Origin of the sequence: Mycobacterium sp. OAS707 (assembly GCF_014873705.1) — a bacterium.
GTDB lineage: Bacteria > Actinomycetota > Actinomycetes > Mycobacteriales > Mycobacteriaceae > Mycobacterium.
In genome coordinates, this window is record NZ_JADBDS010000001.1 from 245,826 (window position 1) to 261,988 (window position 16,163).

14 protein-coding genes are annotated in these 16,163 nt (G+C 65.5%); 10 read left to right on the plus strand and 4 right to left on the minus strand.

Going from position 1 to position 16,163, the window contains the following annotated elements; all coding sequences use genetic code 11:
- Window positions 1–50: 50 nt before the first annotated feature.
- Window positions 51–1,532 (plus strand): APC family permease, encoded by a 1,482-nt coding sequence (locus tag GGC64_RS01190; RefSeq protein ID WP_192720633.1) that lies wholly within the window; start codon window positions 51–53, stop codon window positions 1,530–1,532.
- Window positions 1,529–2,929, plus strand: coding sequence for an FAD-binding oxidoreductase (locus GGC64_RS01195; protein ID WP_192720634.1), 1,401 nt, complete (start codon window positions 1,529–1,531; stop codon window positions 2,927–2,929). Before GGC64_RS01190 ends, GGC64_RS01195 begins: the two co-directional genes overlap by 4 nt.
- 63 nt (window positions 2,930–2,992) lie before the next feature.
- Here the strand turns inward: GGC64_RS01195 and GGC64_RS01200 are convergent, their stop codons facing one another.
- A complete protein-coding gene (locus tag GGC64_RS01200) occupies window positions 2,993–4,525 on the minus strand; it encodes an MFS transporter (protein ID WP_192720635.1) in 1,533 nt (510 codons plus the stop codon).
- Window positions 4,522–5,064, minus strand: coding sequence for a TetR/AcrR family transcriptional regulator (locus GGC64_RS01205; protein WP_192720636.1), 543 nt, complete (start codon window positions 5,062–5,064; stop codon window positions 4,522–4,524). Before GGC64_RS01205 ends, GGC64_RS01200 begins: the two co-directional genes overlap by 4 nt.
- A 133-nt stretch (window positions 5,065–5,197) precedes the next feature.
- Here GGC64_RS01205 and GGC64_RS01210 point away from each other — a divergent pair, with 133 nt between their 5' ends.
- Window positions 5,198–6,127 (plus strand): heme A synthase, encoded by a 930-nt coding sequence (locus GGC64_RS01210; RefSeq protein WP_192722347.1) that lies wholly within the window; start codon window positions 5,198–5,200, stop codon window positions 6,125–6,127.
- Here the strand turns inward: GGC64_RS01210 and GGC64_RS01215 are convergent.
- Window positions 6,077–7,015 (minus strand): hypothetical protein, encoded by a 939-nt coding sequence (locus GGC64_RS01215; protein ID WP_192720637.1) that lies wholly within the window; start codon window positions 7,013–7,015, stop codon window positions 6,077–6,079. The genes GGC64_RS01210 and GGC64_RS01215 overlap by 51 nt on opposite strands.
- An 18-nt stretch (window positions 7,016–7,033) precedes the next feature.
- Between GGC64_RS01215 and GGC64_RS01220 the strand changes: the two genes are divergently transcribed.
- Window positions 7,034–8,005, plus strand: a complete 972-nt coding sequence (locus tag GGC64_RS01220) for a quinone oxidoreductase (RefSeq protein ID WP_192720638.1) — start codon at window positions 7,034–7,036, stop codon at window positions 8,003–8,005.
- On the opposite strand, the gene GGC64_RS01225 is transcribed toward GGC64_RS01220, so the two are convergent.
- The gene (locus GGC64_RS01225) at window positions 7,994–8,926 is read right to left on the minus strand and encodes a heme o synthase (protein WP_192720639.1); all 933 of its coding nucleotides are present in this window, start codon (window positions 8,924–8,926) and stop codon (window positions 7,994–7,996) included. The genes GGC64_RS01220 and GGC64_RS01225 overlap by 12 nt on opposite strands.
- A 168-nt stretch (window positions 8,927–9,094) precedes the next feature.
- Between GGC64_RS01225 and tkt the strand changes: the two genes are divergently transcribed.
- The 6 genes from tkt to GGC64_RS01255 all read left to right on the plus strand — a co-directional run bounded on the left by tkt (window position 9,095) and on the right by GGC64_RS01255 (window position 16,156).
- Entirely contained in the window at window positions 9,095–11,185 is a 2,091-nt protein-coding gene (tkt, locus tag GGC64_RS01230; RefSeq protein WP_192720640.1) for a transketolase, read from the plus strand.
- A 29-nt stretch (window positions 11,186–11,214) separates the two neighbouring features.
- Window positions 11,215–12,333 carry a transaldolase gene (tal, locus tag GGC64_RS01235; protein ID WP_192720641.1) on the plus strand — a complete coding sequence of 373 codons (1,119 nt, stop codon included), beginning with the start codon at window positions 11,215–11,217 and terminating at the stop codon, window positions 12,331–12,333.
- Entirely contained in the window at window positions 12,330–13,889 is a 1,560-nt protein-coding gene (gene zwf / locus GGC64_RS01240) for a glucose-6-phosphate dehydrogenase (RefSeq protein WP_192720642.1), read from the plus strand. Before tal ends, zwf begins: the two co-directional genes overlap by 4 nt.
- Window positions 13,889–14,800, plus strand: coding sequence for a glucose-6-phosphate dehydrogenase assembly protein OpcA (gene opcA, locus GGC64_RS01245; RefSeq protein ID WP_192722348.1), 912 nt, complete (start codon window positions 13,889–13,891; stop codon window positions 14,798–14,800). Before zwf ends, opcA begins: the two co-directional genes overlap by 1 nt.
- Entirely contained in the window at window positions 14,797–15,534 is a 738-nt protein-coding gene (gene pgl / locus GGC64_RS01250; protein WP_192720643.1) for a 6-phosphogluconolactonase, read from the plus strand. The genes opcA and pgl overlap by 4 nt, the downstream gene beginning before the upstream one ends.
- 247 nt (window positions 15,535–15,781) lie before the next feature.
- Window positions 15,782–16,156, plus strand: coding sequence for an ATPase (locus tag GGC64_RS01255; protein WP_192720644.1), 375 nt, complete (start codon window positions 15,782–15,784; stop codon window positions 16,154–16,156).
- The last annotated feature ends 7 nt before the right edge of the window (window positions 16,157–16,163 follow it).

A 16,163-nucleotide genomic window follows, 5' to 3' on the forward strand; every position in this document is an offset into this window, starting at 1 on the left:
GATATCCGGTCAGCTAGTGTCCGGGTATCACCCGCCACGAAAGGCCCAAAATGACGGCTGAAAATCTGGCGGAGACCACTTCTGCCGACGTCGATTGTCGGGACTGTGGCTACGAGCCGGAACTGAAACGAACACTCGGTGCTTTTCAGATATTCGCGATCTCGTTCGCGTTCATCTCGGTGGCCGTGGGCATCTTCGCGACGTACGACGACCTGCTTATTACTGCCGGGCCCGTCGGTATCTGGCTGTGGATCCTCGCGGCAATAGGACAGGCTCTGGTGGCGCTGGTGGTAGCGCAGTTCGCCGCCCGCATCGCGCTCAGCGGCTCGTCGTATCAGTGGGCCTCACGGCTGGCCAACCCGAAGATCGGTTGGTTGTTCGGGTGGCTGACGTTCTGGTACCTGGCGATCGCGGTGGTCGCCCTCGACAATGCGCTGGCCAGTCAGGCGTTCATGCCGTTGGTGGGGATGCACCCGAGCGAAGACACCGCTCGGCTGATCACGGTCGCGATACTGATCATTCAGGCTGTGCTGGTGATCGCCTCGACGCGCCTGCTCGGCCTCATCACCTCGGGCGCGGTGGGAATCGAACTCGCCATCGTCGCGGTGTTGGTGGTCGCGCTGGCCGCGGTCATGGTGTTCACCGGCAGCGGCGACATCGCCAACCTCACCTCACGCGGCATCACCGCAGGGGCGCCCAACTACTTCGCCATCGGCGGCGGGTTGATGGCAGGCATGATCATGGGTCTCACCACGCTCGTGGGATTCGACTCTGCGGCGAATCTCGCCGAAGAGGCCAAGGATCCCTTTCGCAGCGTCCCGCGAGCGATCGTGGCTTCGGTGGTCGCGGCCGGCGTCCTCGGGCTGGTGTTCCTGATCGCACTGACCGTCGCAATCAAGGACATTCCGCGCGTGAGCGGCAGCGGCTCGCCGGTCGCCGCGATCATCCGCGATCAGCTCGGACCGGTCACGGAGCGAATCCTGTTGGCGGGGCTGACTTTTGCGATGTTCGGCGCCGGGATGGTGGTGATGGCGGCATGCTCGCGGCAGGTGTTCGCCATGGCGCGCGACGAACGCTTCCCCGCGCACGGATTGATGCGGCGAGTCAATCCGCGGACCCAAACTCCCGTCCCTGCGACGATCCTGATCCTGGTGGTCGGTGTCGTGTTGATGCTCGCGCTCCCGGGTGCGGCGCTGATGCAGCTGATCATCGGCTCGACGATCCTGCCTGCGCTCATCTACGGCGCGATAGTGATCCTCTACCTGGCGGTGCGGAAACGACTCGAGCACAGGGAGGGCGGCTTCAGTCTGGGGCGCTTCGAGCTGCCGGTCGCGGTCGCTGCCCTGACCTGGGAGGCGTTCGTGTTGTTCGTGCTCGTCACACCCGGCGACGCCACGGTGCCCACCCTGATCGTCATCGGCCTGATCGCTGCCGGAGGGGTCTATTTCGGTTATCTGATGATGTTCAACCGCAAGGTGCTCGACACCGAGCCGGGCGATGACATCTTCGCCGCACCCGAAGCGGTGGTGTGAGGTCTACGACCGCACGGCCGGCTGAGTTGACCGGCCGCGTCGTCCGAGCGGTCGACGCCGACTACCCGATCGCCAGCGCCGGCTGGAACCTGCTCTTCACCCACAATCCCGCAGTGATCGTGTTCGCCCAAGAGACGGAGGACGTGGTCAACGCGCTGGCGTGGGCGCGACAGAACGATGTCGCACCCCGGGTGCGCAGCGGCCGGCACTGCCTCGAGGGCTGGTCAAACGTCGACCACGGCATTGTGATCGATGTCAGCGAATTGAAATCGGCAACGGTCGATGCCGCGTCGAACACGGCGGTCGTCGGCGCTGGATTGAACCAGCTCGAGGCCGTTACCGCGCTCGGCAACGCCGGCCTTGCGGCGCCAACGGGCACCGAAGGATCCGTCGGTCTGGTCGGCGCGACCCTTGGCGGCGGCTTCGGGCTGTTGACCCGCGCCTTCGGCATGGCGTCGGACAATCTCATGGCAGCCGAAATTGTCGTGGCGTCGGATGACGGTGGGGCCGACGCCATCATCGCCGACGAGCAGAACAACACAGATCTGCTCTGGGCACTCCGCGGCGCCGGGAACGGCAACTTCGGAATCGTCACATCGCTGACCTACCGGGTTCGCCCACTGACGCAGGCCATCTACCTCACCGCGACGTGGCCGCGGATGGGCGACCTACCGGGCGTTTTCGAAGCCTGGCAGCGTTGCGCCCCCTACACCGACAACCGGCTCACCAGCCAACTCGAGATCAACCGCGATGAGTTCCAGCTGGTCGGTGCGCTCGCATCCGGAACAGCGGCAGAGGCAATGCAGCTGCTGGCGCCGATCCTGTCGGTCGGCAAGCCGACCATCTCGACGGCGGACGCGACTTGGGCCGAGATCTACGCGGGCTTCCAGATACCCACAGCCGAGGAGCCCAGGAACTGGAAGTTCAACTCGCAGTTCATCTACGACCCATTTCCTGCAGAAGCTATCGAACTCGTCGCCTCATTCATGGCGAAGGCTCCCGCGCCGGGTTGCAACTATTTCACCAATGCCTTCGGCGGAGCCCTCACGGGCAGTGAACCGTCGGGCGGATCGGCGTTCGCTCACCGCAACGCGCTCTTCTACGCCGAGCCCGGCGCCGGCTGGGGTCCTCGTCGGGGCGACATACCGGCTGAGACAGTCGCGGCCGACCCGCTGACACCGAAGTGTCTGGCCTGGATCGCCGAGTTCAGCGAAGCGTTGGCGCCGTACGTGAATGGTGCGTATGTCAATGTGCCGAATGCCGGTACAGCCGACTGGGAGACCGCCTATTGGGGACCCAATGTCGACCGACTGCGCACGATCAAGGCGAAGTACGACCCCAACAATGTCTTCAGCTTCGAGCAAAGCATTCCACCGCTGTACAACCGCCGGCGATAGCCGCCGCGCCTGCAAGGGCTATTTGAGAGTTATTGTAAGACAACGAAATCCGATACTACGGCTTCAGCCGGCTGCGGCTGCGCCGCGAGCAGGGCATCCCGTCGGATGATCCGGTGGTGGTGCTGGTCGCGGCCTGAGCAACAACCACACCGCCACTGCCGAAACCAGTAGCAGCGCCGAGCCGACACCGGCCGCGATCGCCAGTCCGCCGGTGAAGGCATCCCTCGCCGCGGCCAACAAGCCATCTGCGTTGTCGGCGGGCAGCCCTGCTGACGCGTCGACCGCCGCGGCGAGCGATTCCCGCGCACGCGACGCCACCGCATCGGGGGTGCCGGGCGGAATCGCCAACCCGCGGTATACGGCGGTGATGATCGAGCCAAGTGTCGCGATTCCCAGCGCCATGCCAAGTTCGTAGGCAGTCTCCGAGACCGCCGCTGCCGCACCGGCCCGCTGAGGGATGACGCTGCCGATGATGACGTCGCTGGCCGCGGTGAAGGCCAGCCCGAGGCCAACGCCGACGAAAAACAGGGCGACGCCGAGACGCAGATAGGCGGTGGACGGGCTGATCGCGGTCAGTGACGCCATCGCGACACCGACCAGTACCAGGCCCGTCGTGAGGACGGCGCGCTGCGACCAGTGGCGCACGGCGAAACCGGCCAGCACGCCGAACACGGTCGCCGCGACCGCGGCGGGCAGTTCGGCCAGCCCGGCCTTCATCGGGCTATAGCCCTGTACCAGTTGGAAGAATTGGGACAGAAAGAACACCAGGCCCGAAAGACCCAGCACTGAAAGCAGATTGGCCGCGACAACGCCCGAGAACGCACGGTTGCGGAACAACCGCACGTCGATTAACGGTGCGGGCAGCCTGAGCTGACGCCGGACGAACAGCGTGAAGGCCGCGACGCCGGCGACGCCGATCACCGCGATGTCGATGCGAGGGCCGTTTGCGGCAGTTTCCTTTACGGCATAGACGAGGCCGAGCACGCCGACGAGGGAAAGCCCGACACTGGGCAGGTCCCACGGCCCCGGCGTGGGGTGGCGCTGCTCCGGCAACAGGACGATGCCGCCGACGAGCAGCGCAGCCATCACCGGGACGTTGATCAGGAAGACCGACCCCCACCAGAAGTGCTCCAATAGCAGGCCGCCGACCACCGGGCCCAGTGCGGCACCGGCCGAGAACATCGAGGCCCAGACACCGACAGCGATGCTGCGATCACGCGGCTGGAGAAACAGCCCGCGGATCAACGCCAGCGTCGACGGTGCCAGCGTGGCCCCGGCCACGCCGAGCAGCGCGCGCGCGCCGATCAGGAGCTCAGCCGACGAAGCGTATGCAGTCACCACGGACATGGCAGTGAAAGCCGTTGCGCCGCAGAGCAGCAACCTCTTGTGACCGACGCGGTCGCCGAGGCTGCCCATTGTGACGAGCAAGGCCGCCAGCACGAAGGAGTAGATATCGCCGATCCAAAGGACCTGGGTCGCTGTCGACTCGAGATCCTTGGTGATGAACGGGGTGGCCACCGCCAGCACTGTGCCGTCGACGCCGATCACCAGCACTCCGAGGCTGATCACGCCGAGCGCCAGCCAACGACGCGTCACGACGCCCTCACCCCATGCAACAGCAGTTCGGTGACCATCTCAGTGAAGTCGCGGCGCGCCGCCCGTCCGACCTGAATGAGCCACGCCGCGCCGGCGACGAGGTTGTAGAGCGCCTCGGTCAGCCAGACGGCAGACAGATCGGGACGGAATTCGCCTTCCCGCTGACCGCGCTGGAACAGTTGCCTGATCTCGGCGTCGATTTCTGCCCAGGCATCCGTGGCCTCGTTGGCGTCGAAATCCTGACTTTGGGTGTAGAGCAACGTGAGGTATCCGGCCACCGGCTCGCACGCCGACACCAGGCGCCGCAACCCCTCTTCGGCCGAACCCTCCTGCCATCGGGCTGTCTTCAGCGCCTCATGCATGTGAGCCACCGCGAGCTGGTCCAAAGCCTCGAGGAGAGCGGCACGCCCTGCGAAGTAACGATGCAAGGTCGCGCGGCTGATGCCGACGGCCGCAGCGATCTCGTCTTGGGTCGCGTTGGGCCGTCGGCTCAGGAAGTCCGCGGCTGCGCGCAACACCTGATCGCGATCCAACTTCATGAGACGACTTTATCTCATGTTAGACGGTTTTGTCTCAATTGATGCCCGCCAGGGACGCCGTCCCCGCTACTACGGCGTGTAGTTGCGGTGCTCTACGATCGAGGTCGTGGCCGTCGGACGATTTCTCCTGCGAATAGTCGACCTGCTGCCCGTGCCGAGTCTTCGGGTTCAGCGCATCGTCGCGCTTCTCGTCATCCTGACCCAGGGCGGGATTGCCGTCACCGGCGCCATCGTCCGCGTCACCGCGTCTGGCCTCGGTTGCCCGACCTGGCCGCAGTGCTTCCCCGGCAGTTTCGTCCCGGTCCCCCACGCCGAGGTCGCCGTCGTTCATCAGGTCGTCGAGTTCAGCAACCGGATGATCACCTTCCTCGTGGTACTGACGGCCGCACTCGCGGTGCTGGCGGTCACGCGCGCTCGGCGGCGCCGCGAGGTGCTGATCTACGCCTGGCTGATGCCGGCGTCCACCGTGGTGCAGGCCGTGATCGGCGGCATCACCGTGCTGACCGGATTGCTCTGGTGGACCGTCGCCATTCACCTGCTGGCGTCGATGACCATGGTGTGGCTGGCCGTGCTGTTGTACGTCAAGATCGGTGAACCCGACGATGGCATGCCGGCGCCTGTGGTGCCAAAACCGTTGCGCCAGTTGACCGTACTGACCGCCGTCGTACTGGCCGGGCAGCTGGTGAGCGGCACGCTGGTCACCGGCGCCGGGCCGCACGCGGGCGACAAGAGCATCGCCCAGCCGGTGCCGCGGCTGCAGGTGGAGATCACCACGCTGGTGCACCTGCATTCGTCGCTGCTCGTCGCCTATCTGGCGCTGCTCGTCGGACTCGGCTTCGGTCTGCTCGCGGTGCGTGCGCCGCGGCCTGTCACGCTGCGGCTGAATGTGCTGCTGGCGCTCGTCGCAGCCCAGGGCTTCGTCGGCACCGTGCAGTTCTTCACCGGCGTGCCCGCCGCGCTGGTCGCGGTCCACGTGCTCGGTGCGGCGGCGTGCACCGCTGCGACCGCTGCGCTATGGGCGTCGATGCGAGAGCGGTCCAAGCCCGAGGCGCTCCAGGGCTGATTCGACACCGACGGCGAAGACCCGCTGCTGCCGGGCCCTGGTGTCCTCATCCAACTGCCGCCAGCCCAGCGACGGCTCCACGAGTTCGACCTCGAGTACATGCGCGTCGCGCCGGTCCCCGATCACGTCGACGCGGGCGTACAGCAGGTCTTCGACGTTGATGCCGAGGTGGGCGGCGGCCGCCGCCAGCGCCGCGTGACCGATGTCCCACAGCTCGAAGTCGGGGTCGGCGGGCGTGAGGGTTTCCTCGGCGTAGGTGCCGGACGCGTCGAACACCGGCGCCTGCCCCGGGGGCGGCAGGATCGGGCCCTTGGTGAACGCGTGCGACTGCCCGCCACCCAGGAAGACCAGTGCCGTCTCGCCGTCCTCGATTCGACGGTCGTAGGGCTGTACCAAAACGGTGCGACCTTCGGCCTGCAGCGATGCGGCGTGGGCACGTGCTTCATCATGGTCAGAAAACCGCAGGGCGCCAACGGATCCCGCGCCGATCGCGGGCTTGACCACCACCTCACCTGCAGCCAGCCGGACCTTCTCCCCCGGCGCGAAGAATTGGCTGGGGACGGTCGGGACACCAGCGTCGGCGAGGTCGGCGAGATAGCGCTTGTCGGTGTTCCACAGCACGACCTGGGGCGGGTTGAGCAGATTGCGAACGCGCTTCGTCCACACCAGGAACTCGTCGAGTCGGTCGATGTAGTCCCACGCCGCGCGCAGGATCACGAGATCGGCTTCCAGGGCCTGCGGGTCGTCCCACGACAGCCAGCGGGCATGCAGCCCACGCTGGCGCAGCGCTGCGACCAGGCCGTCATCGTCGCCATCGCCCTCAGGAAGTGCCGGACAACCCGCCAGCACGATGCGCGGATGGAACACGTCGGGCCGGGCAAGCTTCACCTTGGCAGGATAGTGGGCATGAAGGCCATTGAAGTCGCAGAGACCGGCGGTCCCGAAGTCCTGACCTACGCCGACAAAGACAAGCCCACCCCCGGCCCCGGTGAAGTGGTGATCAAGGCCGAGGCGATCGGCGTGAACTTCATCGACACCTATTTCCGGTCCGGCCAGTATCCGCGCGAGGTGCCGTTCATCGTCGGCACCGAAGTGTGCGGCACCGTCGACGCCGTCGGCGACGATGTCGCGGCGCTGAGCGTCGGAGATCGGGTCGTCACCGCCCAGGCCGACGGCGCCTACGCCGAATACTGCACTGCCCCAGCCGATTTCTGTGCATATGTGCCCGAGGGCGTCAACGCGGATGTGGCCGCAGCATCCCTGCTCAAGGGAATGACCGCGCACTACCTGATCAAGTCGACGTATCCGGTGCAGGAGGGCGACGCCGTGCTGGTGCACGCAGGCGCGGGAGGTGTCGGGCTCATCCTGACGCAGTGGGCCACCAGCCTCGCCGTGCGGGTGATCACCACGGTGTCGACACCGGAGAAGCGCGAGCTGTCGCGCAAAGCAGGCGCGGTCGAGGTGCTCGGCTACCCCGATGACCCAGCCGAATTCGGTGCGACGATCAAGGAGTTGACGGACGGCGGTGTCGCCGCGGTGTACGACGGGGTGGGCGCGGACACCTTCGACGCGAGCCTGGCCAGTTGCCGGGTGCGCGGCACGGTTGCGCTGTTCGGGGCGGCCAGCGGCCCGGTGCCGCCGTTCGATCCGCAGCGGCTCAATGCGTCGGGTTCACTGTTCCTGACCCGCCCGACGCTTGCGCATTACACCCGCACACCCGACGAGTTCGCTTGGCGCGCAGGCGAACTACTCGACGCCATTGCCGCGGGCACCATCACGGTCACGGTGAGCGAACATTACCGGCTGGAAGATGCCGAGCAGGCCCACCGCGATTTGCAGGGCCGCAAGACCGTCGGCTCGGTGGTGTTAGTGCCCTAGCAGTCTCGGCAGCGCCAAGACCGAATCCACCGCGAGCGCAAGGAAGACCACCGCGAGGTAGTTGTTCGACTGCAGGAACAGACGCAGCGGCTTCACCGACTCCCCGCGGCGCACCCCTGCGTGGAGTTGATGGGCCATCACCAGGAACCAGGTGCCCGCAAGGATCGCCACCGACGCGTACAGCCAGCCCGTGGCCAACGCGAGCGCCAAAGTCGAGACGACAGTGAGCCACGTGTACACCAGGATCTGCTTGGTGACCTGCTGCTCGGTGGCCACCACGGGCAGCATCGGTACCCCGGCCGCCTCGTAGTCGTCCTTGTAGCGCATGGCCAGCGCCCAGGTGTGCGGCGGCGTCCAGAAGAAGATGATCGCGAACATCACCAGCGCAGGCCATTGGATGGTCCCGGTGACGGCGGACCAGCCGATCATCACCGGCATGCAGCCGGCCGCCCCGCCCCACACCACGTTCTGTGAGGTGCGCCGCTTCAGCAGCAGCGTGTAGACGAGCACGTAGAACGCGATGGTCGCGCCTGCCAGGTGCGCGGACAGCATGTTCGTCGTCCACCACAGCCAGAAGAAGGAGCCGACGGACAGTGCCAAGCCGAACACGAGCGCATGACTGCGCGGCACGGTGTCGCGAGCCAGCGGTCGACGGGCGGTGCGCTTCATCTTCTTGTCGATGTCCGCGTCGGCCACGCAGTTCAGCGTGTTGGCGCCCGCGGCAGCCAGCATGCCGCCGAACAAAGTGTTGAGGATGAGCAGCGGGTCGACGGTGCCGCGGTGCGCCAGCAGCATCGCGGGAATGGTCGTGACGAGCAACAGCTCGATCACCCGCGGTTTGGTCAGTGACAGATAGCCGAGGAGTTTGGTGCTGATCCGGTTCGGCGCCCCTTCGACAAGGCTGCCTTCGCGAATCCTCACGCAATTACTCCTCGGGGTCGCCGCCTCGCGGCTTCTACTACAGACGATGGTAGACCGCGTGTAAACGCCGTCCTAATCGTCCCCCACGCACCTGCGGTGCCCCAGGTTCGCGCACTAGGGTGGACAAAGCGGATTGCGAAGCCCGGGCCTATGTAAGGAGTTCGCCACGTGACCACTCTCGACGAGATTTCGACCCTCACTCGTCCGAACCACCCCGACGACTGGACCGAGCTGGACTCGCAGGCTGTCGACACGGTCCGCGTGCTGGCCGCGGACGCGGTGCAGAAAGTGGGCAACGGCCATCCGGGCACCGCGATGAGCCTGGCGCCGCTGGCATACACGCTGTTTCAGCGCCAGATGCGCCATGACCCCAGCGACCCGCACTGGCTCGGCCGCGACCGCTTCGTGCTCTCGGCAGGGCATTCCAGCCTGACCCTGTACATCCAGCTGTACCTGGGCGGGTTCGGGCTCGAGCTTTCCGACATCGAGTCGCTGCGCACCTGGAAGTCCAAGACACCGGGACACCCGGAGTTCCGCCACACCAAGGGCGTTGAGATCACCACCGGACCGCTCGGCCAGGGGCTGGCCTCTGCGGTCGGCATGGCGATGGCCTCGCGCTACGAGCGCGGCCTGTTCGATCCGGACGCAGCGCCGGGCACCAGCCCGTTCGACCACTACATCTACGTGATCGCCTCCGACGGCGACATCGAGGAGGGCGTCACCAGCGAGGCGTCGTCGCTGGCAGGCACCCAGCAACTCGGCAACCTGATCGTTTTCTACGATCACAACGAGATCTCGATCGAGGACGACACCAACATCGCGCTCAGCGAGGACACGGCAGCCCGCTACCGCGCCTACGGGTGGCACGTGCAGCAGGTCGAGGGTGGCGAGAACGTCGTCGGCATAGAAGAGGCCATCGCCGAGGCGAAGCGGGTCACCGACAAGCCGTCGTTCATCTCGCTGCGCACGATCATCGGCTACCCAGCGCCTGAGCTGATGAACACCGGCAAGGCACACGGCGCCGCGCTCGGCGACGAAGAGGTCGCGAAGGTCAAGGAGATCCTCGGCTTCGACCCGGACAAGACGTTCGAGGTGCGCGACGAGGTCATCGAGCACACCCGCGGGCTGGTGGCGCGCGGCAAGGAAGCGCACGAGAAATGGCAGAGCGAGTTCGACGCGTGGGCGCAGCGTGAGTCCGACCGCAAGGCGCTGCTGGACCGGCTGACGGCCGAAGAGCTGCCCGACGGCTGGGACGCCGACCTCACCTACTGGGAGCCGGGTTCCAAGCCGCTGGCCACCCGCGCGGCGTTTGGCCAGGTCCTCAACGACGTCGCACCGAAGCTGCCCGAATTGTGGGGCGGCTCAGCGGATCTCGCGGGCAGCAACAACACCACGATCAAGGGCGTCAAGTCGTTCGGGCCCGCGTCCATCTCCACCAAGGAGTTCACCGCCGATCCCTACGGCCGCGTTTTGCACTTCGGAGTTCGCGAACACGCGATGGGTTCGATCCTGTCCGGCATCGTGCTGCACGGGCCGACGCGCGCGTTCGGCGGCACCTTCCTGCAGTTCTCGGACTACATGCGCCCCGCGGTGCGGTTGGCCTCGCTGATGGACATCGACACAATCTACATCTGGACGCACGATTCGATCGGCCTTGGCGAGGACGGTCCCACCCATCAGCCGATCGAACACCTGGCGGCGCTGCGGGCGATCCCGAACCTTTCGGTGGTGCGGCCGGGCGACCCGAACGAGACCGCCTATGCGTGGCGCAACATCATCGCGCGCGGCGCCGGCAGCGGTCCGGTCGGTTTCATTCTGACGCGACAGGGCATCCCCGTACTGGAGGGCACCAGCGCCGAAGGGGTCGCCAAGGGTGGTTACGTGCTCGGCGGCGCACCCGACGAGGATCCCGATGTGGTGCTGATCGGCACGGGCTCGGAACTGCAATTGGCCGTGGCGGCGCAAAAGATATTGGCGGACAAGGGAATCACCGCGACCGTTGTTTCGATGCCATGCGTCGAGTGGTTCGAGTCCCAGCCCAAGGAGTACCGCGACAGCGTGCTGCCGCCTGCGGTGTCGGCGCGCGTCGCCGTCGAGGCGGCGGTCGCGCAGAGTTGGTACAAGCTGGTCGGCGACACCGGCGAGATCGTCTCGATCGAGCATTACGGCGAGTCGGCCGACGACAAGACGTTGTTCCGTGAGTTCGGTTTCACCCCAGAGGCAGTGGTGGCCGCCGCGGAGCGATCACTAGAGAATTGACTAGCGAAAAGTTTGGAAAGGCATCAGCAATGGCACAGAATCCCAACCTTGCGGCCCTCTCCGCCCAGGGTGTTTCGGTATGGCTCGACGACCTGTCCCGTGATCGACTGCAGACCGGCAACCTGCAGGAACTGATCGACACCAAGAGCGTGGTCGGTGTGACCACCAACCCGTCGATCTTCCAGGCGGCGCTGTCCAAAGGTGACGCATACAGCGCGCAGGTCAAGGAACTCGCCGAGCGCGGCGCCGACGTGGACGCCACAATTCGCACAGTCACCACCGATGATGTACGCGAGGCTTGCGACGTTCTCCGCCCGCAGTGGGAGGCGTCCGACGGCGTGGACGGACGAGTGTCGATCGAGGTCGACCCGAGACTGGCACGCGACGAAAAGAAGACGATCGCCCAAGCCATCGAACTGTGGAAGATTGTCGACCGCCCGAACCTGTTCATCAAGATCCCCGCGATGAAGGAAGGAATCCCGGCGATCACTTCGGTTCTTGCCGAGGGCATCTCGGTGAACGTGACGCTGATCTTCTCTGTTGAGCGGCACCGCGCGGTGATGGATGCCTACCTGGCAGGCCTGGAGAAGGCCAAGGATGCCGGGCACGACCTCACCAAGATCCATTCCGTCGCGTCGTTCTTCGTTTCGCGCGTGGATACCGAGGTGGACAAGCGCCTGGAGGCGATAGGCAGCGATGAGGCGCTCGCATTGCGCGGCAAGGCCGGAGTGGCCAATGCGCGGCTGGCCTATGCGGCTTATGAAGAAGTGTTCGTGGGCGGATCCCGCTACGAGGCCTTGGCGGTCGACGGTGCACGGGTGCAGCGGCCGCTCTGGGCGTCGACTGGCGTGAAGAATCCGGATTACTCGGACACGCTGTATGTCACCGAGCTGGTTGCGCCGAACACCGTGAACACCATGCCGGAGAAGACGATTGACGCGGTCGCCGACCACGGTGTGATCACCGGTGACACCGTCACCGGGACAGCGGACGAAGCGCAGAGCGTGTTCGACAAACTCCAGGAAGTGGGAGTCGATCTGACCGACGTATTCCTCGTGCTCGAGAACGAAGGCGTGGAAAAGTTCGAAAAGTCGTGGCTTGAGCTGCTCGATGCCACGCAGGAACAGCTCGACGCCGCCAACAAATGACGCCCGAAACGGATACGGCGTCTGCAGCCGGAGCTACCTGGCGTAATCCGTTGCGGGACAAGCGCGACAAGCGCATGCCCCGCATCCCGGGCCCGTGCGGTGTGGTGATTTTCGGCGTCACCGGCGATCTGGCCACCAAGAAGCTGATGCCTGCCATCTACGACCTCGCCAATCGCGGACTGTTGCCTGCGAACTTCGGCCTGGTCGGATTCGCCCGCAGGGACTGGGCCGATGAGGATTTCGGCAAGCTGGTGTGCGATGCGGTCAGAACGCATGCCCGCACGCCGTATCGCCAGGAGGTCTGGGACCGGCTGGCCGAGGGAATCCGCTTCGTGCAGGGCACCTTCGATGACGCGAAAGCATTTGAGCGGCTGTCGGAAACACTTCAGAAGCTAGACGCCGAGCGCGGCACCGGCGGCAACCACGCATTCTATCTGTCGATCCCGCCCAAGGCTTTTCAGCAGGTATGCGAGCAGCTACAGAAGTCGGGATTGGCAAGGCCGCAAGAGGGCCGGTGGAGCAGGGTCGTCGTCGAGAAGCCGTTCGGCCACGACCTGGAGAGCGCCAAAGAGCTCAACACGGTGGTCAACAGTGTCTTCCCCGAGGAGTCGGTGTTCCGCATCGACCACTACCTCGGCAAGGAGACTGTCCAGAACATTCTGGCCCTTCGCTTCGCCAACGAGTTGTACGAGCCCATCTGGAACAACAACTACGTCGACAGCGTGCAGATCACCATGGCCGAGGACATCGGTCTCGGTGGCCGCGGTGGTTACTACGACGGAGTCGGCGCGGCCCGCGATGTGATCCAGAACCACCTGCTGCAACTGCTTGCGCTGACGGCCATGGAAGAGCCGGTGAACTTCAGCCCGCACGAACTTCAGGCGGAAAAGATCAAGGTGCTCTCCGCCATCAAGTTGATGCAGCCCATCGATGACACCACGGCTCGCGGGCAGTACGCCGCGGGCTGGCAGGGCAGCGAGAAGGTCGTCGGTCTATTGGACGAGGAGGGCTTTTCCAAGGAGTCCACGACGGAGACGTATGCCGCGATCACGCTGGAGATCGACACTCGTCGTTGGGCGGGGGTGCCGTTCTTCCTGCGGACCGGAAAACGCTTGGGACGCAGGGTGACCGAGATCGCACTCATCTTCAAGCGCGCCCCGCACCTGCCGTTCGACAAGACCATGACCGAAGAACTCGGCCAGAACGCCTTGGTGATCCGGGTGCAGCCCGACGAAGGCATCACCACGCGTTTCGGATCGAAGGTTCCCGGCAGCGCGATGGAGGTCCGTGACGTCAACATGGACTTCTCCTACGGTTCGGCCTTCGCCGAGGACTCTCCCGAGGCATACGAGCGGTTGATCCTCGACATGCTGCTCGGCGAACCATCGCTGTTCCCGACCAACGCCGAGGTCGAATTGTCCTGGGAGATCCTGGATCCCGTGCTGGATTATTGGGCGTCACATGGCAAGCCTGATGCGTATGAATCGGGTACCTGGGGGCCGCCGTCGGCCGACGAGATGATGCATCGCATGGGCCGCGAATGGAGGCGACCCTGATGATCGTCGACCTGCCCGACACGACAACAAACGACATCAGCAAGAAGATCACCGGCCTGCGTGAAGAGGGCGGCGCTATCACGTTGAGCCGCGTGCTCACGCTCGTGATCTCGCTTGACTCAGACGATCTGCTGGAGGAGTCCATCGAGGCGGCCAACTTTGCAAGTCGTGAGCACCCGTGCCGAGTGATCGTGGTGGTCCAGGGCGATCGAAGCGCCACCGAGTCGCGCCTGGATGCGCAACTTCGCGTCGGCGGCGATGCGGGTGCGGGCGAGGTCGTTGCGCTCCGCCTGCACGGTGAGCTCGCCGAACACGCCAGCAGCGTTGTGCTGCCCTTCTTGCTGCCCGATACCCCGGTCGTCGCATGGTGGCCTGCCGGAGGCCCGGCGGTGCCGGCACAGGATCCGTTGGGTCACTTGGCGATTCGCCGGATAACTAATGCGACAGAGTGCTCCGACCCGCTGGCCGCGATCAAGAGTCGCCTGCAGGGTTACACCGACGGCGACACCGATCTGGCGTGGGCCCGCATCACTTACTGGCGCGCGCTGCTGGCATCCGCGCTCAATCAGCCACCCTTCGAGCCGATCACCTCGGCGCTGGTGTCGGGCCTGCGGGACGAGCCCTCGCTCGACGTCCTCGCCGGTTGGCTCGCCGCCCGAATCGACGGCCCGGTGCAGCGGGCAGTCGGCGAATTGAAGGTCGAACTCGTGCGAGACAGTGAAACCATCACCCTGAAGCGTCCACAGACAGGGGTGACCGCAACGCTGAACAGAACCAGTAAGCCTGAAGCGCGGATACCCTTGGCGCGCAGAGACGCCAAGGAGTGCTTGGCCGAGGACCTGCGGAGGCTGGACGCCGACGAGATCTATCACGAGGCGCTGCAAGGCATCGAGAAAGTGCAATACCTGTGAGCCACATTGTTGAGAAGTATTCCGACACTGCGGCATTGGTGGCGGCGGCAGGCGACCGACTGGTGGAGGCGATCATCAGCGCCGTCGACAACCGCGGCACTGCCCACATCGTGTTGACCGGCGGGGGCACCGGCATTGGCTTGCTCAAGCGGGTTGGCGAGGCCGGCGACAAGATCGACTGGTCGAAGGTGCATCTGTACTGGGGTGACGATCGGTTCGTTCCCGAAGACGACGACGAACGCAATTACAAGCAGGCCCGTGAGGCGCTGCTCGACCACATCGACATCCCGACCGGCAACGTGCATCCGATGGCGGCCAGCGGCGCTGAGTTCGGCGACGACCTGGACGCCGCAGCACGCGATTACGAGCAAGTGCTCTTCGCCAATGCCGACGAGGGGCAGCCCGCACCGGACTTCGACGTGCATCTGCTGGGCATGGGACCGGAGGGGCACATCAACTCACTGTTCCCGGATACGGCCGCGGTGCGCGAGACAGAGCGACTGGTTCTCGGTGTGCCGGACTCCCCCAAGCCGCCGCCGCAACGAATCACGTTGACGCTGCCCGCGGTTCAGCGTTCGCGCGAGGTTTGGCTCGTGGTTTCGGGCGCAGGCAAGGCCGACGCGGTGGCGGCCGCGATCGGCGGCGCCAAGCCGGTCGACGTGCCCGCCGCCGGCGCGGTCGGTCGCGACGCGACAGTGTGGCTGCTCGACGAGGACGCCGCCGCCGAGCTCTAGGAGCGCGCCGGGAGTCGGATATCTGACGGATTTCGCCGGATTTCCATCACATTCCCTACTCTGGCGGGCGTCGGCTTTCGACATCGCCCCTTTGGTCGGCCTCCGCGTCGGCGAATCCCGCGACGTACTCCGCGATACGTCGGACAAGGTCAGGGCTGGCTGAACGTGGGTTGTTCCGGCACTGCATACCTGATTCAGACGACCACTACGCTCCGGCGGTTCCATCGATGTGGTCATAATGTCGGGCATGGTTGACAAAGGTGGCAAACCCGCGCCTCGGACGGGCACCGAGCGGATCCGCAAGCTCGCGCAGGCGGCACTGAACGCCGACGTGACGGTGGAGCAGGTCGACACCATCCTGGAGGGGCTGAGCGAGACCCTGGTCGACCTGAACCATTCGACAGGCAACCTCGACGCCACCCTGGAGCGGTTCAACGAAACGATCAACCAGATCAACGAGCTCGCACCGCGACTGTTCGCGGTGGTCGATCGCCTCGAAGCCATCGTCGGTCGCGTCGAACGCATCGTCGACATCGGTGAGGCTGCAGTCGCGCCGATCGCGGCCACGGAGTCCGCAGTGCGCGGTGTCGTCAACAGGATGCGTCGAACCGCGGGACTCTAACGTCGCG

Bases quoted from the DNA above. Each gene is read 5' to 3' on its own strand.
- GGC64_RS01190 (WP_192720633.1), top strand. From the start codon at position 51: ATGACGGCTGAAAATCTGGCGGAGACCACTTCTGCCGACGTCGATTGT.
- GGC64_RS01205 (WP_192720636.1), bottom strand. From the start codon at position 5,064: ATGAAGTTGGATCGCGATCAGGTGTTGCGCGCAGCCGCGGACTTCCTG.
- GGC64_RS01220 (WP_192720638.1), top strand. From the start codon at position 7,034: ATGAAGGCCATTGAAGTCGCAGAGACCGGCGGTCCCGAAGTCCTGACC.
- tal (WP_192720641.1), top strand. From the start codon at position 11,215: ATGGCACAGAATCCCAACCTTGCGGCCCTCTCCGCCCAGGGTGTTTCG.
- zwf (WP_192720642.1), top strand. From the start codon at position 12,330: ATGACGCCCGAAACGGATACGGCGTCTGCAGCCGGAGCTACCTGGCGT.
- opcA (WP_192722348.1), top strand. From the start codon at position 13,889: ATGATCGTCGACCTGCCCGACACGACAACAAACGACATCAGCAAGAAG.
- GGC64_RS01255 (WP_192720644.1), top strand. From the start codon at position 15,782: ATGGTTGACAAAGGTGGCAAACCCGCGCCTCGGACGGGCACCGAGCGG.